Annotated in this window: 24 protein-coding genes; 15 read left to right on the top strand and 9 right to left on the bottom strand. The window is 71.6% G+C overall.

All coding sequences use genetic code 11. The features are described from left to right. The first annotated feature begins 1,219 nt into the window (after window positions 1-1,219). The 4 genes from H504_RS0132030 (at window position 1,220) to H504_RS0132015 (ending at window position 5,932) form a co-directional block, all read left to right on the top strand. Window positions 1,220-1,903: a hypothetical protein gene (locus H504_RS0132030; protein WP_026426132.1), complete on the top strand. Its 684-nt coding sequence runs from the start codon at window positions 1,220-1,222 to the stop codon at window positions 1,901-1,903. Window positions 1,904-1,958: 55 nt separating this feature from the next. Then, window positions 1,959-4,046, top strand: a complete 2,088-nt coding sequence (locus H504_RS0132025; protein WP_245614543.1) for a M28 family peptidase — start codon at window positions 1,959-1,961, stop codon at window positions 4,044-4,046. 102 nt (window positions 4,047-4,148) lie between these two features. Next, window positions 4,149-5,261, top strand: coding sequence for a sensor histidine kinase (locus H504_RS0132020; RefSeq protein ID WP_035307251.1), 1,113 nt, complete (start codon window positions 4,149-4,151; stop codon window positions 5,259-5,261). Beyond that, on the top strand, window positions 5,258-5,932 hold the full coding sequence (locus H504_RS0132015; protein ID WP_026426129.1) for a response regulator: 675 nt from the start codon (window positions 5,258-5,260) through the stop codon (window positions 5,930-5,932). The genes H504_RS0132020 and H504_RS0132015 overlap by 4 nt, the downstream gene beginning before the upstream one ends. Here the strand turns inward: H504_RS0132015 and H504_RS0132010 are convergent. The 6 genes from H504_RS0132010 to H504_RS0131990 all read right to left on the bottom strand — a co-directional run bounded on the left by H504_RS0132010 (window position 5,913) and on the right by H504_RS0131990 (window position 9,385). After that, complete coding sequence (locus H504_RS0132010; protein ID WP_342668824.1) at window positions 5,913-7,253, bottom strand: alpha/beta hydrolase; 1,341 nt, start codon at window positions 7,251-7,253, stop codon at window positions 5,913-5,915. The two genes, H504_RS0132015 and H504_RS0132010, sit on opposite strands and share 20 nt — an antisense overlap. Before the next feature lie 268 nt (window positions 7,254-7,521). Continuing rightward, on the bottom strand, window positions 7,522-7,824 hold the full coding sequence (locus tag H504_RS38110; protein ID WP_157440750.1) for a hypothetical protein: 303 nt from the start codon (window positions 7,822-7,824) through the stop codon (window positions 7,522-7,524). Continuing rightward, entirely contained in the window at window positions 7,814-7,969 is a 156-nt protein-coding gene (locus tag H504_RS41760; protein WP_169735489.1) for a hypothetical protein, read from the bottom strand. The genes H504_RS38110 and H504_RS41760 overlap by 11 nt, the downstream gene beginning before the upstream one ends. Before the next feature lie 65 nt (window positions 7,970-8,034). Further along, entirely contained in the window at window positions 8,035-8,469 is a 435-nt protein-coding gene (locus H504_RS0132000; RefSeq protein WP_026426127.1) for a hypothetical protein, read from the bottom strand. An 86-nt stretch (window positions 8,470-8,555) separates the two neighbouring features. Continuing rightward, window positions 8,556-8,861 (bottom strand): hypothetical protein, encoded by a 306-nt coding sequence (locus H504_RS0131995; protein ID WP_026426126.1) that lies wholly within the window; start codon window positions 8,859-8,861, stop codon window positions 8,556-8,558. Window positions 8,862-8,974: 113 nt separating this feature from the next. Next, window positions 8,975-9,385: a hypothetical protein gene (locus tag H504_RS0131990; protein ID WP_026426125.1), complete on the bottom strand. Its 411-nt coding sequence runs from the start codon at window positions 9,383-9,385 to the stop codon at window positions 8,975-8,977. A 203-nt stretch (window positions 9,386-9,588) separates the two neighbouring features. On the opposite strand from H504_RS0131990, the gene H504_RS0131985 reads away from it, so the two are divergent. Together H504_RS0131985 and H504_RS0131980 are read left to right on the top strand one after the other, a co-directional pair. Beyond that, on the top strand, window positions 9,589-10,197 hold the full coding sequence (locus H504_RS0131985; RefSeq protein WP_026426124.1) for an alpha-ketoglutarate-dependent dioxygenase AlkB: 609 nt from the start codon (window positions 9,589-9,591) through the stop codon (window positions 10,195-10,197). Window positions 10,198-10,320: 123 nt separating this feature from the next. Next, complete coding sequence (locus H504_RS0131980; RefSeq protein WP_026426123.1) at window positions 10,321-10,608, top strand: hypothetical protein; 288 nt, start codon at window positions 10,321-10,323, stop codon at window positions 10,606-10,608. A gap of 27 nt (window positions 10,609-10,635) precedes the next feature. Here the strand turns inward: H504_RS0131980 and H504_RS38105 are convergent, their stop codons facing one another. Then, window positions 10,636-11,400, bottom strand: a complete 765-nt coding sequence (locus H504_RS38105) for a hypothetical protein (protein ID WP_084468502.1) — start codon at window positions 11,398-11,400, stop codon at window positions 10,636-10,638. 213 nt (window positions 11,401-11,613) lie between these two features. Between H504_RS38105 and H504_RS0131970 the strand changes: the two genes are divergently transcribed. From H504_RS0131970 to H504_RS42245, 7 genes are all read left to right on the top strand, one after another. Further along, window positions 11,614-12,357, top strand: a complete 744-nt coding sequence (locus H504_RS0131970; protein ID WP_026426122.1) for a response regulator transcription factor — start codon at window positions 11,614-11,616, stop codon at window positions 12,355-12,357. Continuing rightward, window positions 12,335-13,870: a sensor histidine kinase gene (locus H504_RS0131965; protein ID WP_051386480.1), complete on the top strand. Its 1,536-nt coding sequence runs from the start codon at window positions 12,335-12,337 to the stop codon at window positions 13,868-13,870. The genes H504_RS0131970 and H504_RS0131965 overlap by 23 nt, the downstream gene beginning before the upstream one ends. A 224-nt stretch (window positions 13,871-14,094) precedes the next feature. After that, complete coding sequence (locus H504_RS0131960) at window positions 14,095-14,490, top strand: hypothetical protein (RefSeq protein ID WP_026426120.1); 396 nt, start codon at window positions 14,095-14,097, stop codon at window positions 14,488-14,490. Between the two features lie 77 nt (window positions 14,491-14,567). Then, complete coding sequence (locus tag H504_RS0131955) at window positions 14,568-16,493, top strand: ArnT family glycosyltransferase (RefSeq protein ID WP_084468501.1); 1,926 nt, start codon at window positions 14,568-14,570, stop codon at window positions 16,491-16,493. Window positions 16,494-16,599: 106 nt separating this feature from the next. After that, the gene (locus H504_RS38100) at window positions 16,600-17,928 is read left to right on the top strand and encodes a bifunctional glycosyltransferase family 2/GtrA family protein (protein ID WP_245614542.1); all 1,329 of its coding nucleotides are present in this window, start codon (window positions 16,600-16,602) and stop codon (window positions 17,926-17,928) included. Beyond that, a complete protein-coding gene (locus H504_RS38095; protein ID WP_245614541.1) occupies window positions 17,925-19,859 on the top strand; it encodes an ArnT family glycosyltransferase in 1,935 nt (644 codons plus the stop codon). Before H504_RS38100 ends, H504_RS38095 begins: the two co-directional genes overlap by 4 nt. A gap of 131 nt (window positions 19,860-19,990) precedes the next feature. Beyond that, on the top strand, window positions 19,991-20,326 hold the full coding sequence (locus H504_RS42245) for an STAS domain-containing protein (RefSeq protein WP_035307247.1): 336 nt from the start codon (window positions 19,991-19,993) through the stop codon (window positions 20,324-20,326). Window positions 20,327-20,338: 12 nt separating this feature from the next. Here H504_RS42245 and H504_RS0131935 read toward each other — a convergent pair whose 3' ends face one another. Further along, window positions 20,339-20,974 carry a phosphoribosyltransferase gene (locus H504_RS0131935; RefSeq protein ID WP_026426117.1) on the bottom strand — a complete coding sequence of 212 codons (636 nt, stop codon included), beginning with the start codon at window positions 20,972-20,974 and terminating at the stop codon, window positions 20,339-20,341. A 149-nt stretch (window positions 20,975-21,123) separates the two neighbouring features. Between H504_RS0131935 and H504_RS0131930 the strand changes: the two genes are divergently transcribed. Continuing rightward, a complete protein-coding gene (locus H504_RS0131930) occupies window positions 21,124-21,402 on the top strand; it encodes a GlsB/YeaQ/YmgE family stress response membrane protein (RefSeq protein WP_026426116.1) in 279 nt (92 codons plus the stop codon). A gap of 89 nt (window positions 21,403-21,491) precedes the next feature. On the opposite strand, the gene H504_RS38090 is transcribed toward H504_RS0131930, so the two are convergent. Beyond that, window positions 21,492-23,666: an MMPL family transporter gene (locus H504_RS38090; protein WP_084468498.1), complete on the bottom strand. Its 2,175-nt coding sequence runs from the start codon at window positions 23,664-23,666 to the stop codon at window positions 21,492-21,494. 728 nt (window positions 23,667-24,394) lie between these two features. On the opposite strand from H504_RS38090, the gene fabG reads away from it, so the two are divergent. Then, window positions 24,395-25,141 carry a 3-oxoacyl-ACP reductase FabG gene (gene fabG, locus H504_RS0131920; RefSeq protein WP_026426115.1) on the top strand — a complete coding sequence of 249 codons (747 nt, stop codon included), beginning with the start codon at window positions 24,395-24,397 and terminating at the stop codon, window positions 25,139-25,141. Window positions 25,142-25,158: the final 17 nt, after the last annotated feature.

Below are 25,158 nucleotides of genomic sequence, written 5' to 3'. Positions count from 1 at the left end.
CTGTGTATTCGGGGGCTTTCATCCGGGTTGATCATGGTGTGAGGGGTCACTGGGCCTCGCTGCGCTCGGGGTTCGGCCTTGTCGCCTGGCGGCGACGCCGGCCATTGGCGCCAGATAAAAGCGGTGGTGCCCGTTGTGGTGAAGTTGTTTTGTTTGGGGCCCCTAGCGGCAGCCTGGGTAAGGCTAAAAGGCGGGGCCACTGGAAAGCGTGGCCTTACCCGCCCGCCGGCTTAGGCCACCGCTCCCCCCAAACAAAACAACTTCACCACAACGGGCAGTTGGTGTCGGCGGGTCCCGAGGCGCGCAGTGCCGGTGTGGAGCTTCGTCGATGAGGGGTGGACTTTTGGGGCGCGGTGCGGGAGTGGGGCTTCGTCGATCAGGGGTGGGTTTTGGGCGCGCGGTGCCGGTGTGGCGCTTCGTCGATATGGGGTGGGGTTTCGAGGCGCGCGGTGCGGGAGGTGGCGCCTTTTCGATGAGGGGTGGGGTTCGAGGCGTGTGGCGCCAGCGTGGTGTTTGTCGGTGAGGCGGGGGGTTTTGAGGGGTGCGATGCGGGAAGTGTGGTGGGGCCGTTGTCGCGCGTGGTGTTGCTGGGTGGGGTAGCTGTGTCGCTCGGGGTGGGGCGGTGGGGGTGGGGTGTTCACAGATCGTTTTCCTCTGGTGTGGGGGTGGGGGGTGGGGCGAGGTTGGGCGGGAGTGTTGGGTGGCTGGGCGGACCAAGGGGTGGGAGGAAATGGCTGTGTGGAAGGGATGTGTGGTGGCGGCGGTGTTGGTGGTGGGTGGGTGTCCGAGTACGGCGGTGGGGCAGGCGGCGGGGGATGGGTATCGGGTGGTTGATCTGTTGCCGTTGCCGGGGGACAGCTTGACCATCGTCAAGGACGTCAATGAGGGCGGGACGGCGGTGGGGGCGTCGGGGCCGGACAACGGGGGGCACGCGGTGCGGTGGGATCGTGGGGGGAAGCCGGTGGATCTTGGGACGTTGGGTGGGGATGCCGAGGCGGTGGCGATCAGTGATTCGGGGGTGGTCGTGGGGAATTCCGTTGGGCCGGACGGGCATCACGCGGTGCGGTGGGACCGGGGTGGGATTCGTGATCTCGGGGTGTTGCCGGGGACCACGATCAGTGAGGCCACGGCGGTGAACGACCGTGGGGACGCGGTGGGGACTTCCCGGGGGCCGAACGATCCGGGGCCCAGGCCGGTGCGGTGGAGTCGTTCGGGGCGGATGACGGCGTTGGAGTTGCCGCCCAAGGCGTTGTGGGGGGACGTGCATGGCATCAGCGACGCGGGGGTGGCGTACGGGCAACTTCAGATGGACAGCCGGGAGCCGGACACACCCGTCACCGAGGCGGTGCAGTGGGGGCCGGACGGTAAGGCGCGGGTGTTGGACGCCGGTGAGACGTTCTGGTCCGAGGTGTGGGCGGTGAACGACTGCGGGGTCGCTGTGGGTGAAGGGAGTTACGGGCCGTTCGAGTGGGACGCCGATGGGCGCGGGCACCGGTTGACTGCGCCGTCCGGGCATTACGGCGGGCACGCGGTCGCCGTCAACGACCGGGGTGCGGTGGTCGGCGAGATGCTCAACGAAGACAACATCGCGGTGGCCGGGGTTCGGTGGGATGAGGCGGGGGTGCCGCACGAGTTGGCGGGGCAGCCCGACACGTGGTCGTTCTCCGTCGGCGACATCAACAACCACGGTCTGGTGGTGGGGGCCGTGCAGAGCGGCTGGGGCAGCAGCCAGTACCCGGTCGTGTGGGGGACGGACGACCAGCCGACCGAACTGCTCGGGCCGAAGTCCGAGGAGGTGGCCGGTGGGGAGGCGACCAAGGTGACCGACTCGGGGTACATCCTCGGCAACGGCCGGACCGAAGACGACCACGCGTACATCTGGCGCCCGTGGTCCGACCACTAATGGTGCCGACGATCAGTGGGTGGTGCTCCCAGCCCCGAGCCGGTTGGCTGGACGCATGCGGAGCATCACCCATCGCGGTAGGAAAGTAGTCGCGGGTGTGGCCGTGGTGGGGTTGACCACCGCGCTTGGCACCGTCCCCGTCGCCGCGCAGGACGTGGCGTTGCCCGGATTCACCGCGGCGCACTCGGAAGCGCAACGGCGGGTGGAGAAGGACTTCATGGCCGCCATCGATCCCGCTCAGGCGCGCGAGTTGAACACGGCGCTGTCCGAGCGGCCCCACCTCGTCGGCACCGAGGGCGACAAGATCACCGGGGATTACGCGGTGGACCAACTGCGGAAGTGGGGCCTGCACCCGGACCACCTGCGGTTCTCGGTCTACGGCTCGGTGCCCAAGAGCATCAAGGTCGACATGACCGCGCCCACCAAGAAAACGTTGAGCACCAAGGAAAAGCCGTACCCGGGGCAGCAGCACCTTGACGAGGCCGTGGTCGGCTACAACGCCTACTCCCCCGCCGGTGACGTCACCGGTCAGGTGGTCTACGCCAACTACGGGCTGCCCGAGGACTACAAGAAGCTGGCCGACCTCGGCGTCGACGTGCGCGGCAAGATCGTGCTCGTCCGCTACGGCGCCAGTTTCCGCGGGGTGAAGTCCGAGGTCGCCCAGGAGCACGGCGCCAAGGGCGTGATCATCTACTCCGACCCGCGCGACGACGGCTTCACCCGCGGCCCGGTGTACCCGGACGGGCCGTGGCGGCCCGCCGACTCGATCCAGCGCGGCAGCGTGCAGTACGTGTTCAAGTACCCCGGCGACCCGCTGACCCCCGGCGAGCCGTCCACCCCGGGCACGCACCGGATCGACCCGAAGGACGCGGACAACCTGCCGCGCGTCCCGACCACCCCGATCTCCTACGGCGAGGCCGAACCGCTGCTGCGCGCGCTCGGCGGCGCCGCGGTCCCGACCGGCTGGCAGGGCGGTCTCGACTTCCCGTACCACGTCGGCCCCGGCCCCACCGAGGCGCACCTGGGGCTGGACATCGACTACCGGCAGATCCCGGTGGACAACATCGTCACCGAGATCAAGGGCCGCTCGCACCCCGAGGAGAAGGTCGTCATCGGCGCGCACCGGGACGCCTGGGTGTACGGCAGCGACGACAACACCAGCGGGTGGACGTCCGCGCTGCAGATCGCGTACGGCCTGTCGCGGCTGGTGAAGACCGGGTGGCGGCCGGAGCGGACCATCGTCATCGCGGGCTGGGACGGTGAGGAGTACGGCCTGCTCGGGTCGACCGAGTGGGTCGAACAACTGGCCCCGGAACTGCGGCGCGGCGCGGTCGCCTACTTCAACATGGACGGCACGGCGGGCAAGTCGTTCGGGGCGGCGTCGGTGCCCGCCCTCGACGACCTGATCGCGGGGGTCACCAAGGACGTCCCGGACCCCGAGCACGGCACGGTCTACGCCAACTGGACCGCCAAAGGCCCCGGGAAACCGGACCGGCTGGGCAGTGGCTCCGACTACACGGGTTTCCTGCAGCACCTGGGCATCGCGTCCGCCGACCTCGGCTTCTCCTCCCCCGGCGGCGAGTACCACAGCACCATCGACGACCCGCGGTTCGTGGACCGCTTCCTGGACCCGGGTTTCCGCTACCAGTCGGTCGCCGCCAAGACCACTGGCCTGACCGCGTTGCGCCTGGCCCAGGCGGACGTCTTCCAGCTCAACTACTCCACCTACGCCCGCGAGACGCTGACCTACCTTGCGGACGCGGGCAAGCGCGGGGTCGACGTGACGGCCGCCACCAAGGCCGCGCAGGAGTGGTTGCGGGCGGCGGAGAAGCTGGAGTCCACACGGGATAGTCTGTTGCGGGACAAGCAGTTCACGGACAGCGGCCACTCGGGGCACGAGTTCTCCCGGCTCAACAAGTCGTTGTTGGCGCAGGAACGGGCGTTGACCCAGGACGAGGGCCTGCCCGGCCGCCCGTGGTACCGGCACCAGATCTACGCCCCGGGCACGTACACCGGTTACGCGGTCAAGGTCCTCCCCGGCGTCAACGAACCCCTCGACGGCAACGACCCGGCCACCGCCACCAAGTGGCTGGGTTACCTCACCGATTCCCTCCACGACGCCGCCCGAGCAGCCGATCACTAGTGGCTAGTCCTTCCGGCGTAGTCCTCGCGGCGTAGGCCGCCCGACCGGATGTGCGACCGTCGGCTGAGGTGACTGGGCACGGCACTGCCTTACGGTGGTGCCGTGCTTGGTGAACGGGTCTACGCCTGGGCGCGGGCGCACGCGTCGGTGGTCGACGTGGGTGGGGCGCTGGCGTTGGCCGGGGTCGGGATGGCGAACTGGGCCGTGGTCCGGGCGCCGGTCGGGTTCGTGGTGTGGTCGGTGTTGTTGGCACTCCCGCTGGTGGTCCGGCGGCGGTGGGTGGTGGGGTGCGCCGCGGCGGTCCTGGTTGTCGCGATTGGACAGTGGGTCGTCGTCGGCGACTCCCTCGGGGTCGTCCCGGGGGATCTGGCGGTGCCGGTGGTGGTGCACGCGTGTGCGGCGTACGGGCCGCGGTGGTCGGGCCGGGCGGCGCTGGTGGCCGGGCTCGTCGGTGCCGGTCTGGGCGGGGTGCGCTGGCCGATGTTGCCGACGTCGACGTGGGCGCACGTGGTCACGGCGGGGTTCCTGGCGTGTTCGGTGGTGGCGGCGTGGGCGGTCGGGTCGCTGCACCGGGCGCGGCTCGGGCAGGTGGCGGTGCTGGTGGACCGGGCCCGGCTGCTGGAGGTCGAGCGGGAGCAGCGGGACCGGTTGGCGGTGTTGGCCGAGCGGACCCGGATCGCCCGGGAGATGCACGACGTGGTGGCCCACTCGCTGGCGGTGGTGATCGCGCAGGCGGACGGCGGACGGTACTCGGGGGAACCGGTGGCCGCGCTGGTGACCATCGCCGAGCACGGGCGGCAGGCGCTGGTGGAGACGCGGCGGTTGTTGGGACTGCTCCGGGCGGAGGACCCCGGGATCGACGACGTGCCCGGGTTGGTGGAGCGGGTGCGGACGGGCGGGTTGGACGTCGCGCTCCACGCGCGGCCGGTGTCGCTCGCGCCCGAACTGGGGCTGGTCGTCTACCGGATCGTGCAGGAGGGCCTGACCAACGTGATCAAGCACGTGGGGCCGACGGCCACAGCGGTCGTGTCCGTGCGGAAGGTCGACGGGCACCTGGAGGTCGACGTGCGGGACAACGGGACCGGCGCGGTCGACCCCACCGGCGGGTACGGCGTGATCGGCATGCGGGAGCGGGCCGCGGCCTTCGGCGGGACGGTCACCCTGCGGCCCGCGCCCGGCGGCGGGACCGTGCTCAGCGCCCGGATCCCGGCGTGACCGTCCGGGTGTTGCTGGTCGAGGACCAGGACCTCGTGCGGGCGGGCATCCGGATGGTGCTCGACGCCCAGCCGGACCTGACCGTCGTCGGCGAGGCGGCCGACGGGAACACGGGTGTGCTGCAAGCGCGCAGGCTGCGGCCGGACGTGGTGCTGATGGACGTGCGGATGCCGGGGCTCGACGGCATCGAGGCGACCCGCCGGGTGGCCGCGCTGCCCGAGCCGCCCCGGGTGCTGGTCCTGACCACCTACGACCTCGACGAGTCCGCGCTGGCCGCGATCCGGGCGGGCGCCAGCGGGTTCCTGCTCAAGGACGCGGCACCGGAGGACCTGCTGGCCGCCGTCCGCACGGTGCACGGGGGCGACGCCGTGCTGGCCGGGTCGACCACCCGCAGGCTGCTGGACCGGCTGGCGCCGCCGGTGGACGACGCCGCGGTGCGCGCGGTGGGCGACCTGACCGCGCGGGAACGGGAGGTGCTGGTGGCGCTGGCCCGGGGGTGGTCGAACGCGGAGATCGCCGATCGGTTGACCGTGGCCGCGGGCACGGTCAAGACCCACGTCGGCAACATCCTGGCGAAGCTCCGCGTCCGCGACCGGGTCCAGGCGGTGGTGATCGCCTACGAGTCCGGCCTGGTCCGCCCGGGTGACGACCTCAGCCCTTGGCGCAGGTGAGGTCGGCGCCGGGCAGGACCCCGTCCAGCAGGTAGTGCTCGACGACGCGGGTCACGCAGGTCGACGGGTCGTACAGGTAGACGCCGTGCCGGAACGAGTGCGCCAGGGTGACCATGCGGGACCCGGTCAACGCCCGGTGCATCACCAACTGCCCCTGGTACGCCGTGACCGGGTCGTCGCTCGCGCTCACGATCAGCGCCGGGGCGGCGTTGTCGACGCGGGTGGGCGGCTCGACCGGTCGCACCGGCCAGAAAGCGCACGGGGTGATGTGCCGGGCGAGTGGACCGTAGAACGGTTCGGTGGCCAGGTTGGCGCGGATGTCGGCGTAGTAGGCCTCCGGGTCGCGCCACGCGGGCCGGTCCGCGCACTGGTTGGCGTTGGTGGGGCTGAACCAGAAGTCGGGTGTGCTGGTGGGATCGGTGTAGAGGTCGAGCTTCTGGCGCAGGACGTCGGTCGGGGTCGCCGGGAGGCGGCGGGCGGCGTCGCGCAGGACGCGGACCTCGGCGCTGAGTTCGGCGTAAGAGGCGTCGGTGTCGTCGACCGTGAGCAGCAGACCGGGGACCATGTCGGCGTCGACCCGGTGACCACCGATGTCCAGCGGGCGACGGGCGGCCCGGTGGATCGCGGCGACGGTGCCCAGCACGGCGGCTGGTGTGCCGCCGAGCCCGTACTGTCCATTGTGGTCGGCCGCCCACCGCGCCCAGTCCCGCAGCGCGGCCGCGTCGGCCGGGGCGCTCGACCGGGTCAACGCGGGGCCGTAGGCGGTGGGGTCGCTCGCGCTGTCGAGGACCACGCGGTCGGTCCGGCCGGGGAACAACTGCGTGTAGATCGCGCCGAGGTACGTGCCGAACGACCAGGCCAGGTAAGAGATCCGGGGCACTCCCAGTGCCGCGCGGACCGCGTCCAGGTCGCGGGCGATGTTGCGGGTGCTCGCGTACGGGAGCACGTCCCGGTGCGCCGTGCACCGGCCTGCCAGGTCCGCGGCGATCGCCACGGAGCGGTCGAATGCCGGTCGGTCGGGGGTCGCGCCCTGGGCCAGGGATATGTACTCACCGGTGGGGTAGCCGCAGTCCAGGGGTGTGCTGCGGCCGAAGAACCGCGGATCGACGCCGACCAGGTCGTAGTGGGCGGCGATCGCGGGCGCCGACCGCGCGACCATGGACACCGCGTCGATCGAGGGGCCCGGCCCGCCGCCGTTGAGGAACAGGGTGCCGACCCTGGTGTCGGTGGCGGGTCGCCGGGACACCGCGATCGTGATCTTCCGACCGGCGGGGTCGGCGTAGTCCAGCGGGACGGTGAGTTCGCCGCAGGTGGCGCCCACCGAATCCAGTTCCGCCCCGGTCGCGTCATCCGGACCGAGTGCACAACCGTGCCAGGGAATTCGCGCGGCCATTGCAGGCGCCGCGCCACCGATAACCATCGTCAGCGCTAAAACAACGGTGAATGTTCTTCTCATCCGAAACTCCCGGGAATCTGTGACAAATCGCCACGGACATTAGGGTCGGATGTGCCGGCCCGTCATCTCCCGACAGGCGGGTTTCGCCTCGGTCCGGCTGGTCCTCGAGACCGAGTCGTGATCGGTTGGCGGGCTAGTCGATCTTGCCGCCCGCCCGCCGGTAGAGGTCGGTGAGGATCTCGGCGAGGCCGTCCGGGAGTTGGTTGGCCACGTCGGTGACGCCGGGCGCCCGGGTGGGCACCGTCCCCGGGACGCCGACGACGCGGGAGCGCTCGGCGGCCGGGTGCCGCCAGTGCGCGGCGTGCCCGGCCGGGCAGGGCAACTCCATGTCCACCAGCACGGTGCCACCGTCACCGTCCGGGCGGGGTTGCTGCCAGCGGATCATCCCGTCCCGCCCGCAGTGGTGCGGGCAGGGGACGCCGGGTTCAGGCGGCACGGGGCACCTGGCCGAGCCCGCCGCAGCGCGGGCAGAAGTCCTTGCGGTTGGGGGCGAGGCCGGAGCCGAGGCACTCCGGGCACTCGGACGTGCGGACGTGCGGCGTCGAGTGCGTTTGCGCGCGTGAACGGCTGCGAATCTGCATGGTCACCAGGATTCCGTACCGTGTCCGGCGATGCCAAGTCACGGCGGCCTCCCGCGCGCACGTGCTCACGGTCGGGCCTCGTGGCCCTCGGCGCCGTGCGTTCGGCGGTCCGCCTTCATCTCCGCCTCGAAAACGTGTCGCCTGCCCCGCAACAGTTCGTCACGCACGGTTTTCTCGGCGGCCCGGAAACGCGCGTGGTAACCGTCGTCGTATTCCTCGACGACCTGGAACGTCCAACGGCCGTACAGGACATTGCGGCCGACCAGGTCAGCGCGCAGCCGGTCGGCCAACTCGGTGTGGCCCGCCTCGGCCAACTTCTCGACCGCGTCGCCGAGTTGCAGGTCGGCCGACCCGGTGAGCTGGTGGAAGGAATACAGGTGGCCGCGGGCGCGCTCGGCGGTCTCCAGGGCCTCGCTGAGCTTGCCCACCGCCGCGACGGTGGCGTCGTCCACACCGGGCGGGCGGCGGTGGGCATCGTCCTCTGTGGTCTGCTCGGTCACGGCCGGTCAGTACCCCGTTGGCGGCCGCGGCAATCGCCGGAGCACCGCGGCGGCGCGTTGCGTTAGCGGTGCGCGGCCGGGGACGATCACGGGGTGCGGCCGTCGAGCAGGCCGCGGGCGCGGACCAGGGCGGCGCGGGCCTCGATGTCCCTGGCCGCCACCAGGTGACCCCGGGCCTGGCCGACGGCCTCGGCGGCGGGCAGCACCAGGCAGGTGTCGCCGGTGGCGGCGGTCCGCGCGAGCGCGCCGAGCAGTTCGTCGGCGAGGGCGCGGGCCGCCGCGGGCGACGGCGGGGTGATCAGCGCGGCCAGCGCGGCGTCCACCGCGCGGCGCAGGTCGAGACCGGGGGACGGGGTACCGGGGAAGGGCAGCGCGTCGAGTTGCCGTGTCATTGGAGTTCTCCCAGGGGTCCGGCGCTTCATTGAGCCAGTGAGCTGAGATTGCCCGCTGTACCGGTGGGGGCTGAACTCGGAGCGGCAGGGTCCACTCGTCCGGGGGAAAGGCGTTAGATCGAACGGCGCTGGACACCCGTCGCGGGGCGGGGCACCGGCAGCGCGGGCGCGTCCCGCAACTCGGCGGCGGCGTGCTCCAGCAGGCCGCGCGCCGCACCGAGCTCGCCCGCCCGGATCGCCGCCACCGCGGATCGCACACCATCCACCGGTCGGGTGATCCGGCAGGTCTCCCCCGCCGCGGCGGCCCAGGCCAGCCCGGCGGCCAGTTCGCCGGTGACGCCCGGCTCGGAGAGGTCCGGCAGCACCAGGTCGATGGCGGCGAGCAGCCGGAGGCCGAGTCGGCCCGGCGCAGCGGGCCGGGCCACGCCGCGGGCCGGTGGCGGAATGCGGGTGGTGTCCGGTGTGGACAGCGCGGACAGTGTCGACGCCGGGTCGGCTGGGGTGGGCAATGTGGGCGTGGCCATGGGCAAACCTCGATCTCTCCGGCGAACGCGGATGGGCGAGGACGTGTACCCCGATCGCGTCGGGGCGAAACCACGGTGGTGGCACCGGTTCCGGCGTGCAGGCGCACGAAGTCGCCGCGGGCCAGTCTGCCAGACCGGCGCCCGCCGATCGGCCTGGACCGATTCGGCCGGGGGTCGAACGGGTGTTCGAGTACGGTGTGGACATGGTCGACGCGTTCCAGAGCTCGCTGTTCGAGTCCACCCCCGGCCTCGCCCCGCTCACCGCCGCCACCCGCGTCCCGCTGACCGACGGCGCCTGGCTCGACGTGCTCCCCGGCTGGCTCGCCGCGACCGGCGATTTGTTCACCAGGTTGGTGGACACCGTCCCGTGGCACGCGGAACGCCGTCAGATGTACGACTCCGTCGTGGGCGTGCCTCGATTGTTGGCGTTCTACCGGGAGGGCGCGCCGCTGCCGGACCCGATCCTGCTCGCGGCAAAGGAAGCGCTATCCGCTCACTACGCCACCCCGTTCGTGACCGCGGGCCTGTGCCTCTACCGCGACGGCGCCGACAGCGTCGCCTGGCACGGCGACCGCATCGGCCGCGGTGCCCACTCGGACACCTTCGTCGCCATCGTCTCCCTCGGCGCCACCCGCCCCCTCCTGCTCCGACCCCGCGACGGCGGCAAGTCCCGCCGGGTCCCCCTCGCCCACGGCGACCTCGTCGTGATGGGCGGCTCCTGCCAGCGCACCTGGGACCACGCCGTCCCCAAGGTGCGGGAGCGCACCGGCGCGCGGATCAGCGTCCAGTTCCGCCCGGCGGGGGTCCGCTGACCACCCCGGGAACCACCCGGTCACCCGGCGCATCGATCTCGGTGCGGAATGTGCTCGACACGACACCCATCCGGGCCGTATCTTGATAGCTGATAGTGGCTATGGCTTACGCGAGGGGCGGGGATGGACGCAGGCGATGTCGGGCGGTTGATGTTCGGGCGGCCGAGCCGGTTGCGGTTGGCGTTGTGGATCCACACGCACGCCGGACCGCGGTTCTTCCAGTCGGAGCCGCCGAAGACGGTGATCGCGCAGAGCGCCTGCGGGGTCGAGCTGACCCGGCTGGTCGACCTGGGGATGCTGACCGAGCACCGGGAACCGGCGAACCGGCGGGTGTACTACGAGCGGACGCGGAGTCCACTGTGGGCGATCATCACCGCGGCGGCGAAGGTGGTGGACCCGGTCGACAAGTGAGCGGGCCCACCGGCGAGTCGACCAGGGCTACGGCGTGCCGCCGGGGCCACCCTGACCGCCGGGACCCATCCCGCCACCGGGGAAACCACCCTGACCACCGCCCTGGCCACCACCCGGGAAGCCGCCCTGACCGCCGCCGGGAGCACCGGGGAAACCACCCTGGCCACCGCCCTGACCGCCACCTTGACCACCTTGACCACCCTGATCACCCCGACCGCCCTGACCGCCGGGGAAGCCGCCGGGACCCATGCCGCCGCCGGGGAAGCCCATGCCGGTGCTCTGGGTGATCGTGGTCGCGGTGGCCGTGTCACCCGAGACGGTGGCCATGATGACGACCTTGTCGCCCTTCTTGGCCGAGTTCTGGGCGGTCTTCGCGTCGATCACGTAGGTCTTGGTGTAGCCGTCGGTGCTCTTGGCGGTGACGGCGGTCGCGGTGAGGTCGGTGATCTCACCGGTCTGGATGAGCTCGGTGCGGTACTTGCCGTTGCCGTCGGGCAGCACGAACTCGCCGTGCAGGGCGGACATCAGGCCCATGATCGCGCTCAGGCCGCCGCGGCCGTCGCCGCCGGGGAAACCGGGGAAGCCCATGCCGCGGCCGGGCTGGTTGTCGGCGGAGTTGCTCGCGGCGTAGACGGCGTACCCGCCACCGGCGGCGATGGCGACGGCCACCACCCCGGCGATGGCGGTCTTCTGCCAGGACCAGCGCGGTTGGGTGCGTTCCGGCAGCGGCGCGCCCCAGGCCGCGGGTTCCTCCCGGGGCCCGCTCGGCTCGGTGGTCGGCTGCTCGGTCATGCGTCCTCCTGGTTCGGGGCACGGTCGGGTGGACCGGGGTACCACACAAGATCACGCGCGACCCTGTGCGCGCGCTGTGTGAACCTTGGGCGGCCGCTATGACCCGTTCCCAGTTCAGGTGACCCAGTGTGGTCGAACACGAGGGAAACGGACACAGGTGGTACACAGGAACGGCACAGCGAGGGCCAAACCCGACCGAGCACCATCGAGGACATGACCGTGAACTCCCCGTCGAACCCGTCCCGCCCCGAACTGCGTCGGCCGGACGGCCAGCCCGTCCGGGTGCTGGTCGTCGACGACGAGCCGACGCTGGCGGAGTTGGTGACGCTCGCCCTGCGGTACGAGGGGTGGGACGTGCGCAGCGCGCTGGACGGCTCGTCGGCGGTGCGGGTGGCCAGGGAGTTCAAGCCGGACGCGGTGGTGCTGGACGTGATGCTGCCGGACTTCGACGGCCTGGAAGTGCTGCGCAAGATGCGCGCGGAGACCGACGCGCTGCCGGTGCTGTTCCTGACCGCGAAGGACTCGGTGGAGGACCGGATCGCGGGGCTGACCGCGGGCGGCGACGACTACGTGACCAAGCCGTTCAGCGTGGAGGAGGTCGTGCTGCGGCTGCGGGCGCTGATGCGGCGCACCGGGGTCACCGAGTCGGGTGGTGGTTCGGCGCTGGTGGTGGGCGACCTGACGCTGGACGAGGAGACCCGCGAGGTGTTCCGGGCGGGTGAGGCGGTGACGCTGACCGCGACCGAGTTCGAGCTGCTGCGGTTCCTGATGCGCAACCCGCGCCGGGTGCTGAGCAAGACGCAGATCCTGGACCGGGTGTGGAACTACGACTTCGGCGGCCAGGCCAACATCGTCGAGCTCTACATCTCCTACCTGCGCAAGAAGATCGACGCGGGCCGGGAGCCGATGATCCACACGATGCGGGGCGCGGGCTATGTCCTCAAACCCGCGGGCTAGGGCCGAGAAGCAGCCGCGGGCGATGTCGCTGCGGGCGCGGCTGATCGCCGAGCAGTTGGTGCTGCTCGGGTTGGTGCTGCTGGTGATCGGCGTGGTCACCGTCGTCGGGTTGCGGGCGTTCCTGGTGGACCAACTGGACTCGCAACTGGCCGACTCGAGCTTCCGGGCGGTCGGGTACTTCACCCGACCGGTGCAGACGCCGGACCTGAGCCAGGACCAGCACCCGCGGCCGCCGAGCCGGGCGCCCGCGCAGAGCGCCGGGACGATCAACGCCGCGTTCCGGGACAACGAGGCGATCTCGGCGCAGCGGCAGACCAGGGCGGGCGACCCGGAGGACATCGACGCGTCGCTGTACCCGATCCTGCTGGCGCTGCCGGTGGACCAGGGCGCGCGCGAACGCGACCTGGGCGACCTCGGCTGGTACCGGCTGCTGTCGGTGTCGACGCCGACCGGGGCGGTGGTGGTCACCGGGCTGCCGATGTCGCCGGTGGAGGACACGCTGTGGACGGCCGGGCTGGTGCTCGGCGGGGTGTCGCTGATCGGGTTGACCATCGCCGGGGTGGCCGGTGTGCTGATCGTGCGGCGCACGCTGCGGCCGCTGGACCGGATGGCGGCGACCGCGCGCCGGGTGGCGGAGCTGCCGCTGGACCGGGGCGAGGTGGCGCTGTCGGTGCGGGTGCCCAAGGCGGACACCGATCCGCGCACCGAGGTCGGCCAGGTGGGGTCGGCGCTGAACCGGATGCTCGGGCACATCGGGGCGGCGTTGACCGCGCGGCACGCGAGCGAGACCCGGGTGCGGCAGTTCGTCGCGGACGCCAGCCACGAGTTGCGCACGCCGCTGTCGGCGATCCGGGGCTACTCGGAGTTGGCCCGGCGCCGGTTCGACGAGGTCCCGCCGGACGTGGCGCACGCGATCTCCCGGGTGGAGTCGGAGGCGCGCCGGATGACGACCCTGGTGGACGACCTGTTGCTGTTGGCCCGCCTGGATTCCGGCCGCCCGCTGCTCTACGAGACGGTCGACCTGTCCCGCCTGGTCCTGGACGCGGTCGGCGACGCCGCGGTGGCCGGGCCGGAGCACAACTGGCGGATGGACCTGCCGGAGGAACCGGTGCTGGCGGTCGGCGACCAGGCCCGGCTGCACCAGGTCCTGGGCAACCTGCTGGCCAACGGCCGCACGCACACCCCGCCCGGCACGACGATCACGGTAACCCTGCGACTGGCCGACGCGGACGCCGTGTTCACCGTGGCGGACAACGGTCCGGGCATCCAGCCGGGCCTGCTGCCGGAGGTGTTCGAGCGGTTCGCCCGCGGTGACGAGTCCCGGTCGCGGGCGGCGGGCAGCACCGGCCTGGGACTGGCGATCGTGTCCGCCGTGGTCGCCGCGCACAACGGCGCGGTGACCGTGTCGAGCAAGCCGGGCCAAACCGTGTTCACGGTGCGCATCCCGGCGGCTGAGGCACCGGCGGGGACAGCGCAGGCCGAGGCCGCGCACGCCGGAGAGCTCGATCAATGAACGCCGTGGACAGGCCGTCCCCCGGCTCGGGCCGCTAGTCCACTCCTCGATCCGCCGCCGCCGCTGAGCGGTCCGCTCGCGGTGGCGGTGGGTGATGGGATTGCGGCATTCACTTAGCGACGCTTGGCAATTCCCCACGATCGGGTGCCTTTCCGGCGATCACGCGGGTACGGCGGGAACAATTCCGCATGAATGCGCATGAATTCACCGAGAGAGGGCCAATAGTGAAACATGTTCGCCGTCTGGTCGTCATCCTCCTCGCAGCGGTGCTCGGCGTGACCGCGATGGCTCCCCAGGCCGTCGCGGCCAGGGGGATTTTCCTGTACTACGAACCCGATGGCGGGCTCGGCATTGTCGACCCGGACGACGACTGGTGCTATCAACTCGGCTACACCGTGCGAGAACTCAACAACGACACAAACCGAACCGCTTTCCTGTTCGCCGACGACAGTTGCCTCGGCGGGCCATTCACCAGCATCCCGCCGCACAGCACCTTCCCCGCGCCCGACTCGACGCTGTCGGTCGTGTTCCACCGCGGTTCCAATTCCTGCTGCATGACCATCCGGAATCTCCCCGACAGCGCCCGCAAGGCCAAGACCACCAGGCACTGCACCCACTAGCGGCCCACTGGCGTTCACACAGGCGGCGCACAGGATCCACACACGCCCGCCCCAGCGCGGCCACCCATGGTGGGCCCATGACACTCGTCGCAGACCGCCCGGTCGTCGCCGCCACGGCGGCGCGGGCCAAGGCCCACCTGGGGAACCGGCTGTCCGTCGCCGCCATGCTCGTCGGCACCGCCCTGCTGTACCTGTGGGACCTCGGCGCGTCCGGGTGGGCCAACGCGTACTACTCGGCGGCGGCCCAGGCGGGTGGGCAGAGTTGGTCGGCGTGGTTCTTCGCCGCGACCGACAGCGCGGGCGGCATCACCGTGGACAAGACGCCCGCGTCGGTGTGGCTGATGGGCCTGTCGGTCCGGCTGTTCGGGCTCAGCTCGTGGAGCGTGCTGGTGCCGCAGGCGCTGGCCGGGGTCGCGTCGGTGTGGCTGCTGTACGCGGCGGTGCGCCGCTGGTCCGGCCACCACGCCGGGCTGATCGCGGGGGCGGCGCTGGCGCTGACCCCGGTGGCGACGCTGATGTTCCGGTTCAACAACCCGGACGCGCTTCTTGTCCTGCTGCTCACCGCGGGCGCCTACGCGACCGTGCGGGCACTGGAGAAGGCGAGCGTCAAGTGGTTGATGCTGGCGGGTGTCTTCGTCGGGTTCGGCTTCCTCACGAAGATGCTGCAGGCGTTCCTGGTGCTGCCCGCGTTCGGCCTCGTGTACCTGCTCGCGGCGCCGACCGGGCTGGGCAGGCGGATCGCGCACCTGGGTGCCGCGCTCGGCGCGATGGTCGTGGCGGGCGGCTGGTGGGTCGCGGTGGTCGAGCTGATCCCGGCCGGGTCGCGGCCGTTCATCGGCGGGTCGCAGACCAACAGCGTGCTGGAGCTGACCCTGGGCTACAACGGGTTCGGCAGGATCACCGGCGACGAGGTCGGCAGCGTCGGCGGCGGCATGGGCTGGGGCTCGGCGGGCTGGTCGCGGCTGTTCGGCACCGAGATGGGCAGCGAGATCGCCTGGCTGCTACCCGCCGCGCTGCTGGCGCTGGTCGCGGTCGGCTGGTTCGCCCGCCGCGCCGACCGGACCGACCGGGTGCGCGCGTCGGCCCTGCTGTGGGGGCTGTGGCTGGTGGTCACCGGCGCGGTGTTCAGCCTGATGGACGGCATCATCCACCCGTACTACGCGGTGGCGTTGGCCCCGGCGGCCGCGGCGCTGGTCGGCATCGGCGCGGTCGAGGCGTGGCGGCACCGGCACGAGGCGGTGGCGGTCGGGCTGCTCTCGGCCGGGGTCGCGGTGACCGCGCTGGAGTCGTGGCTGCTGCTGAGCCGGGCGTCGGACTGGCAGCCGTGGCTGCGCGCCGTGATCCTGGTCGGCGGAGTGGCCACCGCGATCATGATCGTGTTCGTGCCGGTGCTGCCCAGGCTCGCCGCGCGGGCGGTGGCGGTGCTGGCGCTGCTCATCGCGCTGGCCGGTCCCGCGGCGTACTCGCTGGCGACGGCGGCGCAGGCGCACTCCGGGGCGCTGCCCTCGGTCGGGCCGGCCTCGGCCCAGCGCGGTCCGGGCGGGTTCGGTGGCTTCGGTGGCGGCGGCCCGGGTGGTGGACAGGGTGGCGGTCGCGGCGGCGCGGGCGGGTTCACCGGCGCCGCGGGCGGGTTCGGCGGCCTCGGCGGTCTGCTGGGCGCCCCGACCCCGGGCGCGGAGCTGTCCTCGGTACTGGCCGAGAACGCGAGTGGCTACACCTGGGCGGCCGCCGTGGTCGGGTCCAACAACGCCGCCGGGTACCAGCTCGGCTCCGGCGCCCCGGTACTGGCCGTCGGCGGGTTCAACGGCACCGACCCGGCACCGACCCTGGCCGAGTTCCAGCAGCTCGTCGCCCAGCACAAGATCCACTGGTTCATCGGCGGCAGCTTGATGAGCGGCGGCTCCGGCAGCGACGACGCCGCCCGGATCGCCGAGTGGGTGGCCCAGACCCATCAGTCCACGACCGTTGACGGGGTCACCCTCTACGACGTGAGCGGTGGGTGAGCGGTCCGTGTCCGTCACCCGTTCATCCCACGCCGGTTCATTTCACACAGCGGACGCACAGGTTCAGCACACCGATCTCCCAGTGCGCCCCGAGACCGTGAGCACCATGACTCCCACTGAGATGGCGGCGGACGGGGCCGCGGACGGCTTGACGGGTGACACCGCCGTGGCCGGGGCACCGCTACCCCGGCAAGCGGCCACCCGCGGGCCGGTGCGCACCTCGGGACCGGCGCCCGTTCTGGACGTCGTGGTGCCCGTGTACAACGAGGAACGCGACCTGGAGCCCAGCGTGCGCAGGCTGCACGCGCACCTGCGCGACCACTTCCCGTACCGGTTCCGGATCACCGTCGCCGACAACGCCAGCACCGACCGCACCTGGTCGGTCGCCCAGGGCCTCGCCGACGAGCTGCCCGGGGTGCGCGCGGTGCGGCTGGAGCAGAAGGGCCGCGGCCGGGCACTGCACAGCACCTGGCTCGGCTCCGACGCCGAGGTGCTCGCCTACATGGACGTCGACCTGTCCACCGACCTGAACGCGCTGTCCCCGCTGGTGGCCCCGTTGATCTCCGGGCACTCCGACGTGGCGATCGGCAGCAGGCTGGCCCGCGGCGCCCGGGTGGTGCGCGGGCCGAAGCGGGAGCTGATCTCCCGCTCGTACAACCTGCTGCTGCGCGGGGCGCTGGCCGTGCGGTTCTCCGACGCGCAGTGCGGGTTCAAGGCGATCCGCGCGGACGTGGCCCGCACGCTGCTGCCGCACGTGGTCGACACGGGCTGGTTCTTCGACACCGAACTGCTGGTGCTGGCGCAGCGGGCGGGGCTGCGCATCCACGAGGTCCCGGTGGACTGGGTGGACGACCCGGACAGCCGGGTGGACATCGTCAGGACCGCGCTGGCCGACCTGCGCGGCATCGCCCGGCTGGCCCGGGGTCTGGCGACCGGCAGCCTGCCGATCGCGCAGTTGCGCGCCCAGCTCGGCCGGGACGCGATCGCGGTCGACCCGCCGGGTGTCCCCAGTGGACTGTTGCGGCAGGTGGTCCGGTTCGCCGCCGTCGGGGTGGTCAGCACGCTGGCGTACCTGGTGCTCTACGTGCTGCTGCGCGGCGAGTTGGGCGCACAGGCGGCGAACCTGGTCGCGCTGCTGGTGACGGCGATCGGCAACACCGCGGCCAACCGGCGGCTCACCTTCGGCGTGCGCGGGTCGGCGGGCGCGGCCCGGCACCAGTTCCAGGGGCTGCTCGTGTTCGCGCTCGGCCTCGGCCTGACCAGCGGATCGCTCGCCCTGTTGCACGGGATGACCGCACCGAGCAGGCTGACCGAGGTGGCCGTGCTGGTCGCGGCCAACCTGTTGGCGACCATCCTGCGGTTCCTGTTGATGCGTAGTTGGGTGTTCCGCCGCACCACCGATCCCGTCCTGGAGAACACGGAGAACACGCTGTGAGCACGGCAACGGCCGACTCCCTGTCGCAGCCCACCCCGGCCGACTCCCACCCCGGCACCACCACGTCGACCGCCACCGGGCGGCCGGGGTGGGAACTGCCCGCCGCCGTCACCCTGCTGGTGGCCACCGCGGTGCTGTACCTGTGGGACCTCAGCGCGTCCGGCTGGGCCAACTCGTTCTACGCCGCCGCGGCGCAAGCGGGCACACAGGACTGGAAGGCGCTGTTCTTCGGCTCGCTGGACGCGGGCAACGCGATCACCGTGGACAAGCCGCCCGCCGCGCTGTGGCTGATGGGCCTGTCCGGTCGACTCCTCGGGTTCTCCTCGTTCAGCATGCTGCTGCCCGAGGCGATCTGCGGGGTCCTCGCGGTGTGGCTGCTCTACCGCGCCGTGCGCCGCTGGTCGGGTCCGGCGGCGGGGCTGCTCGCGGGCGCCGGGCTGGCACTGACCCCGGTGGCGGCGGTGATGTTCAAGTACAACAACCCGGACGCGCTGCTGGTGCTGCTGCTGGTCCTCGGCGGGTACTGCACGGTGCGCGCGGTCGACAAGGCGAGCCCGGTGTGGCTGGCGCTCGCGGGCGCGGCGATCGGGTTCGGCTTCCTCACCAAGACGCTGCAGGCGTTCCTGGTGCTGCCCGCGTTCGCGCTGGTGTACCTGGTCGCCGCGCCGACCAGCCCGCTCAAGCGCGGGCTGCACCTGTTGTGGGCCGCGGTGTCGCTGCTGGTGTCGGCGGGCTGGTTCGTGCTCGTCAGCGACCTGTGGCCCGCGTCGTCGCGGCCGTACATCGGTGGTTCCACCGACAACACCGAACTGCAGTTGGCGTTGGGCTACAACGGCCTCGGCCGGATCTTCGGCGGTGAGGGCCCGGGTGGCGGCGGCGGTCCCGGCGGTGGCGGTGGCGGCGCTTTCGGCGGCAACTCGATGTTCGGCGGCACCAGCGGCATCGGCAGGCTGTTCGGGTCGTCGTTCGGGCTGGAGGTGTCCTGGCTGCTGCCCGCCGCGCTGGTCGGGTTGGTCGCCGGGCTGTGGTTCACCCGCCGGGCGCAGCGCACCGACCGCACCCGGGCCGGGCTGCTGCTGTGGGGCGGCTGGATGCTGGTCACCGGACTGGTGTTCAGCTTCATGCAGGGCATCGTGCACCCGTACTACTCGGTGGCGCTGGCGCCCGGCATCGTCGGCGTGGTGGCGATCGCGGCCCGCGAACTGTGGCGCGGCCGGGACTTCGTGCTGCCCAGAATCCTGTTGGCATTGATGATCGTTCTCAGTGCGGGCTGGGGCATCGTGCTGCTGCACCGGGTCGGGTCGTGGCAGCCGTGGCTGCCGTGGGTGGTCGGGATCACCGGCGTGCTCTCGGCGACGGCCGTCGCGGTTGGCGTGCACGCCTTCCGCCGGGCCGCGGCGCCGGTGGCGGTACTCGGCCTGGTCGCGTCGTTCGGCGCGACCGGGGTGTTCGCCATCGCCACCGCGACGACCGCGCACAACGGCCCGATCCCGACCTCCGGTCCGGAATCGTTCGCGAGCAGCACGGGCTTCCCCGGCGGCGGTGGCGGTGGTCGTGGCGGCATGGGCTTCCCCGGCATGGGCGGCGGCGAGGTGAGCCCCGACCTGGTGGCCGCGCTCAAGGCGACCACCGGTCGGTGGGCCGCGGCGGCCAACGGGTCGCAGGGCTCGGGCTCGCTGCAGTTGGCCAGCGGCAGGCCGATCATGGCGATCGGCGGGTTCAGCGGCAGCGACCCGGCGCCCACCCTGGCCGAGTTCCAGGCGTATGTCGCGTCCGGACAGGTGCGCTACTACGTCTCCGGTGGCGGCATGGGCGGCTTCGGCGGCGGGTTCGGTGGCGGCGGCCAGATCGCGACCTGGGTACAGGAGAACTTCACCCAGGTCACGATTGGCGGCCAAACGCTGTACGACCTGGCCAAGCCGTTGAGCTGAGCCCGCTGAGGTCTTTGGACCTCACGACAGCGGCGTCGGGCCCGCGTAGGCTGCCGTCCACTCGGTTCCGACGCCGCTGGGAGGGCTGGCCGTGCTGCACGACGCGACGCCGTCCCGGCACCCGCTGGGCGGTGGCGGCGATCACTGACCACCTGTCGTCCCCCGCGGTGAACCTCGACCAGGACCCCGCCCCGCCCGCGCGGCTGTCCGGCCAGGCCGACCTGCGCACCCGTCCGGACTTCGAGCAACTGTTGGTCGCGCTGTGCAGGCAGGCCACCGGGGACGTCCACTTGGACCTGGCCGAGCTGGACTTCATCGACGTGTCCGGTGTGATCACGCTGTTGCGCGCGGCCGACACGCTCCCCGAGTCCAGCCGCCTGGTCCTGCGCAACCCGCCCGCGTCGATGCGGCGGATCCTGGAACTGCTGGGACCCGCCGTCACCGACGCTGGTGTCGCCATCGAATAACGCGAACTCCGGTCAACGCGACAGCAGGTCGCGGACGACCGCGTCGTCGACCTGGGTGAAGTCCTCGTACCACTGGCCGACCGCGTCCAGGTCCACCGGGGCCAGCGGGCACACCACCTCGTCGGCGATCTCGCCGAGCCGGTCCAACACGGCCGCGGGCGCCACCGGGACGGCCAGGACAACCTGCTCGGCGCCCAGGTCGCGCACCACCCGGACGGCTGCCTCGATGGTGGACCCGGTGGCCACGCCGTCGTCGACCACCACGGCCGTGCGGCCGGCGAGCGACCGGGGTGCCACGTCGCCGCACAGCCGTCGCGCCCGGTCGGTCAGCTCCGCCTTGACCGCGGCGACCGTGTCGGCGACGTCCGACCAGGACAGTTCCAGCAGAGCGAGCACCGGTTCGGCGCGCACCTCCACCCACTGCTCGCCGTGCCTGCCGATCGCGCCCACCGCGAGTTCGACCGCGCCGGGAGCGCCGATCTTGCCGACCAGCACCACGTCCAGCTCCGCGCGCAGCAGGGCGGCGACCTCGGCGGCCACCGGCACTCCCCCGCGCGGCAGGCCGAGCACCACCGGGTCCCGCTCGCGCAAGTGCTCCAGGCGGGCGCCGAGCACCCGCCCGGCGTGCACGCGGTCGGCGTAGTGCATACGCCCAGTGTGCGACATCCCCGCCGTCGCCGCTGGTCGGACCGGGGTGGGCGAAAAACATGAATCACCGGACGAGTGATCCGGGTTCCCCCGGGGTACATCCCCGGCAGAACCGCTTGGCCCCACCCGACGAAGTCGAGGAGCGACGAATGACCGTCACCGGTATCTTCACCGCGCTGATCATCGGTTTGATCATCGGGGCCCTGGGACGCCTGGTGGTCCCGGGCAGGCAGCACATCCCGATCTGGCTGACCATCGTGGTCGGCATCGTGGCCGCGTTCCTCGGTACCGCCCTGGCGCGGGCGGTCGGGGTCGCGGACACCGCTGGTGTGGACTGGATCGAGATCATCTTCCAGATCGGTCTCGCGGCGATCGGCGTGTCCCTGGTGTCCGGCTACTACGGCCGCCGCCACCACGTGCACCGCTAAACCCCGGCGGGTCCCGACAGTCCCCGGGCGCGGCAAGGCCCCCGAACCTCCCCTTGGGTTCGGGGGCCTTGCCGCGTCCGATCAGCCGGTCAGCCGATCGGGGTCAGCTCGCGGGTCTCCTCGAACTCGTCGGCGACCGGGCGGCGCGGCTGGAGGAACCGCGGCACCCACCAGTTGCGCTCACCGAGGACCGCCATCAGGGCGGGCAGCACCACGGCCCGGATGATGGTGGCGTCCAACAGGATCGCGGTGGCCAGGCCGACGCCCATCTGCTTCATGTCGATGGTGCTGAGCGTGCCGAAGATGGAGAACACCCCGACCATGACCGCGGCGGCGCTGGTCACCACACCGGCCGAGGACGTGATGCCCCTGGCGACGGCGGCCCGGTTGTCCAAACCGGACTGGCGGGCCTCCCGGATGCGGCTGACCACGAACACGTGGTAGTCCATGGACAGTCCGAAGAGGACGACGAACAGCATCAGCGGCAGCCAGGCGGTGATGCCGCCGTTGGCGGTGAAGCCGAGCAGCCCCTCGGCCCAGTGGTGCTGGAAGACCAGCACCAGCACGCCGTAGGCGGCACCCGCGGAGAGCATGTTCAGCGCGATGGACGACAGCGCGATGACCGGGGCGCGGAACGTCCAGGTCATGATCAGGAAGGTGAGCAGCAGCACCACCGCGATCACCCAGGGCAGCGACTCGGTCATCTGGTCGACGAAGTCGTTCTCCCCCGCCGTCTGACCGCTCACCGCGAACTGCGCGCCCGCCACCGAACCGACCGTCTGCGGCAACGCGACGGTGCGCAGCCAGTTCAGCGAGTCGTCGGCGAGCTTGCCTGCCGCCGGGCCGGAGATGGCGGCGTCGAGCAGGAAGATCCGGCCGTCGGGCGAGCGCAGGACCTGGATCTCGCGGTCGTGGGCGAACGCCGGGTCGGCCTTGATCCGGCCCTCGAGCGCGCTGACCGCGGCCTCGGTCTGGGCGACCTTGTCGGCGGGCGCCCGGACGCCGATCTCGTGCGAGGCGCCGGTGCTCGGGAACGCGGCGGTCATCCGGTCGTAGGACTGCATGATCGGGATGCTGCGCGGCAGGTCGGAGGTCGACGGCGAGTTCAGGTTCATGCCGAACGCCGGGATGGCCAGGGCGATCAGCGCGATCGCGGCGACCAGCAGGGTGCTGCCGGGGCGGCGCAGCGACGGGCGCAGCACGGCCTTCCACACGCGGGGCTCGCCGCCGCGGTTGGACAGCCGCCAGATCAGCGGGACGCGCGGCTTGTCGATCCAGCGGCCCAACTTGGCCAGCATGGCGGGCAGCACGGTGATGGAGCCCGCGACGGCGACCAGCACGACCAGGATGGAGCCGATGGCCATCGAGTTGAACACCGAGTTGTTGGCCACGAACATGCCCGCCATCGCCACCACGACGGCGAACCCGGAGACCACGATGGCGTGGCCGGAGGTCGCGGCGGCCATCTCGACCGCGTCGAGGTGGGTGCGCCCCTTGGCGCGTTCCTCGCGTTCGCGCCGGACGTAGAACAGCGAGTAGTCGACACCGACGGCCATGCCGATGAGCAGGATCATGCTGGCGGTGTTGTCGGTCGCGGGCACCAGTTGCGAGACCAACGCGGACAGACCCATCGCCGCGCCCACCGCGGACAGCGCCAGCAGCACCGGCACCCCGGCGGCGATCACCGCGCCGAACGCGACCAGCATGATGACCAGGGTCACCGGCAAGCTGATCAACTCAGCCCGACCGAAGTCGTCGCCCAACGTGTCCGACAGCGCCTTGTTCAGCGACTCACCACCGACCTCCTCCACCCGCAGTTCCGGGTGCGCCGCCTGCACGGCGGCGGTCGCGTCGAGCAGTGGCTGCAGCCGCTCGTCAGCGGTCTTGCTGGCCCCCGCGATGTCGACGCTGACCAGCACCGCGGTCCCCTTGGGCGACGGAACCGGGTCGCTGACCTTGCCGACCTCCTTGAGGCCGGACATCTTCGCCTTGACCTCCCCCGCCACCGCGAGCGCCCCGCCCTGGTCAAGGGCGCCGTTCCTGGCGGTGATCAGGACGTTCTCGGTGGCCGGGCGGTTGAACCCCGCGTCGTCCACCATCTTCTGGAAGACCGCCATCTCGCCGGTCAGGTTGTCGTCGAAGTTGGTGGTCTTGGTGCCGACCATGTTCCCGACACCAACGCACACCGCGACGAACAGCAACCACGCGGTAATCGAGCGCCACGGGTGCTCCGCACTCCACCGCGCCACCCGAACGGTGAACATTGGTCTTGCCGAACGACTGGACATAACTGGGTTTCCCCCCACTGACCGGAAGCGGACTGCCCGTTCTCGGCGTGAAGGCTGCCGGCCCGAAGACGAACGCGAATCGGGACTCATCCCCGATCTTCACACCCGGAGCCACCCCTAGGGGTGACCCCCGTCACCCCCAACCCCGACACTTCCCGTACTGCGGTCCGGAATCACCCAGCCCACAGTCCACAGAAAACACGACCAAGCCCCACACCACACCCCTCGAAACCCGCCCCATATCGACGAAGCTCTACACCGACACTGCGCGCCGACAAACCCAGCCCTAATCGACGAAGCCCCACTCCCGCACCGCGCGCCCAAAAACCACCCCTCATCGACGAAGCTCCACACTGGCACCGCGCGCCTCGGGACCCGCCGATCCCAACCGCCCGTTGTGGTGAAGTTGTTTTGTTTGGGGGGAGCGGTGGCCTAAGCCAGCTGGCGGGTAAGGCCACGCTTTCCAGTGGCCCCGCCTTTTAGCCTTACCTGAGGCTGCCGCTAGGGGCCCCAAACAAAACAACTTCACCACAACGGGCACCCCCGCTTTATCTGGCGCCCGAGCGCCGGCGTCGCCGAAGGCGACCAGGCCGACCCCGAGGCGAAGCCGAGGCCCAGAGACCCCCAAACCCCAACAGTGGACACCCCAACCAACTCAAGGGTAACTTCCTGAACGATTGGTCAGCTCGACTCGGGGAGGGTGCGTGGACCAGCGCATCGCGATCGTCACCGGTGCCGCGCGAGGTATCGGAGCCGCGATCGCCCAACGGCTGGCACGCGACGGCTTCGCCGTCGCCGTACTCGACCAAAACGCCGCCACAGACACAGTCGACACGATCACCACCGCAGGCGGAACGGCGCTGGCAGTCGAGGCAGACGTGACCGTCACCGAGCAAGTCGACGCCGCCGTAGCCGAAGTGGCAGAGCGGCTCGGCCCACCAACAGTGCTGGTGAACAACGCAGGCATCACCCGAGACAACCTGATCTTCAAGATGGCCGACGACGATTGGGACGCGGTCATCGGCGTGCACCTGCGCGGCGCGTTCCTGATGAGCCGCGCGGTGCAGCGGTACCAGACCGAGCAGCGGTACGGCCGGATCGTGAACCTGTCCAGCACGTCGGCGCTGGGCAACCGCGGCCAGGCCAACTACGCCACCGCCAAGGCCGGGCTGCAGGGCTTCACCAAGACGCTGGCGATCGAGCTCGGCCGGTTCGGGGTCACGGTCAACGCGATCGCGCCCGGGTTCATCGAGACCGACATGACGGCGGCCACCGCCGAGCGGCTCGGGATGTCCTTCGCGGATTTCAAGGCCGGGATCGCGGCCGGGGTGCCGGTCGGGCGGGTCGGACAGCCGGAGGACATCGCGGCGACGGCGGCGTTCCTGGTCAGCGCGGAGGCCGGGTACGTGTCCGGCCAGGTCATCTACGTCGCGGGTGGTCCGACCGACTGAGCACGGACTGGTTCGAC

The organism is Actinokineospora inagensis DSM 44258 (assembly GCF_000482865.1).
In the GTDB taxonomy this organism is placed as follows: domain Bacteria; phylum Actinomycetota; class Actinomycetes; order Mycobacteriales; family Pseudonocardiaceae; genus Actinokineospora; species Actinokineospora inagensis.
The sequence above is the reverse complement of the archived record's forward strand: the minus strand, read 5'-3'. Positions and strand labels throughout refer to the sequence as shown.

Coding starts and splice junctions, on each gene's coding strand:
- H504_RS0132030 (WP_026426132.1), top strand. CDS start 1,220: ATGACGGCGTTGGAGTTGCCGCCCAAGGCGTTGTGGGGGGACGTGCAT.
- H504_RS0132025 (WP_245614543.1), top strand. CDS start 1,959: ATGCGGAGCATCACCCATCGCGGTAGGAAAGTAGTCGCGGGTGTGGCC.
- H504_RS41760 (WP_169735489.1), bottom strand. CDS start 7,969: ATGCAGATTCGCAGCCGTTCACGCGCGCAAACGCACTCGACGCCGCAC.
- H504_RS0131995 (WP_026426126.1), bottom strand. CDS start 8,861: ATGACACGGCAACTCGACGCGCTGCCCTTCCCCGGTACCCCGTCCCCC.
- H504_RS0131990 (WP_026426125.1), bottom strand. CDS start 9,385: ATGGCCACGCCCACATTGCCCACCCCAGCCGACCCGGCGTCGACACTG.
- H504_RS0131985 (WP_026426124.1), top strand. CDS start 9,589: ATGGTCGACGCGTTCCAGAGCTCGCTGTTCGAGTCCACCCCCGGCCTC.
- H504_RS0131980 (WP_026426123.1), top strand. CDS start 10,321: ATGGACGCAGGCGATGTCGGGCGGTTGATGTTCGGGCGGCCGAGCCGG.
- H504_RS38105 (WP_084468502.1), bottom strand. CDS start 11,400: ATGACCGAGCAGCCGACCACCGAGCCGAGCGGGCCCCGGGAGGAACCC.
- H504_RS0131970 (WP_026426122.1), top strand. CDS start 11,614: ATGACCGTGAACTCCCCGTCGAACCCGTCCCGCCCCGAACTGCGTCGG.
- H504_RS0131965 (WP_051386480.1), top strand. CDS start 12,335: ATGTCCTCAAACCCGCGGGCTAGGGCCGAGAAGCAGCCGCGGGCGATG.
- H504_RS0131955 (WP_084468501.1), top strand. CDS start 14,568: ATGACACTCGTCGCAGACCGCCCGGTCGTCGCCGCCACGGCGGCGCGG.
- H504_RS38100 (WP_245614542.1), top strand. CDS start 16,600: ATGACTCCCACTGAGATGGCGGCGGACGGGGCCGCGGACGGCTTGACG.
- H504_RS0131935 (WP_026426117.1), bottom strand. CDS start 20,974: ATGCACTACGCCGACCGCGTGCACGCCGGGCGGGTGCTCGGCGCCCGC.
- H504_RS0131930 (WP_026426116.1), top strand. CDS start 21,124: ATGACCGTCACCGGTATCTTCACCGCGCTGATCATCGGTTTGATCATC.
- H504_RS38090 (WP_084468498.1), bottom strand. CDS start 23,666: ATGTTCACCGTTCGGGTGGCGCGGTGGAGTGCGGAGCACCCGTGGCGC.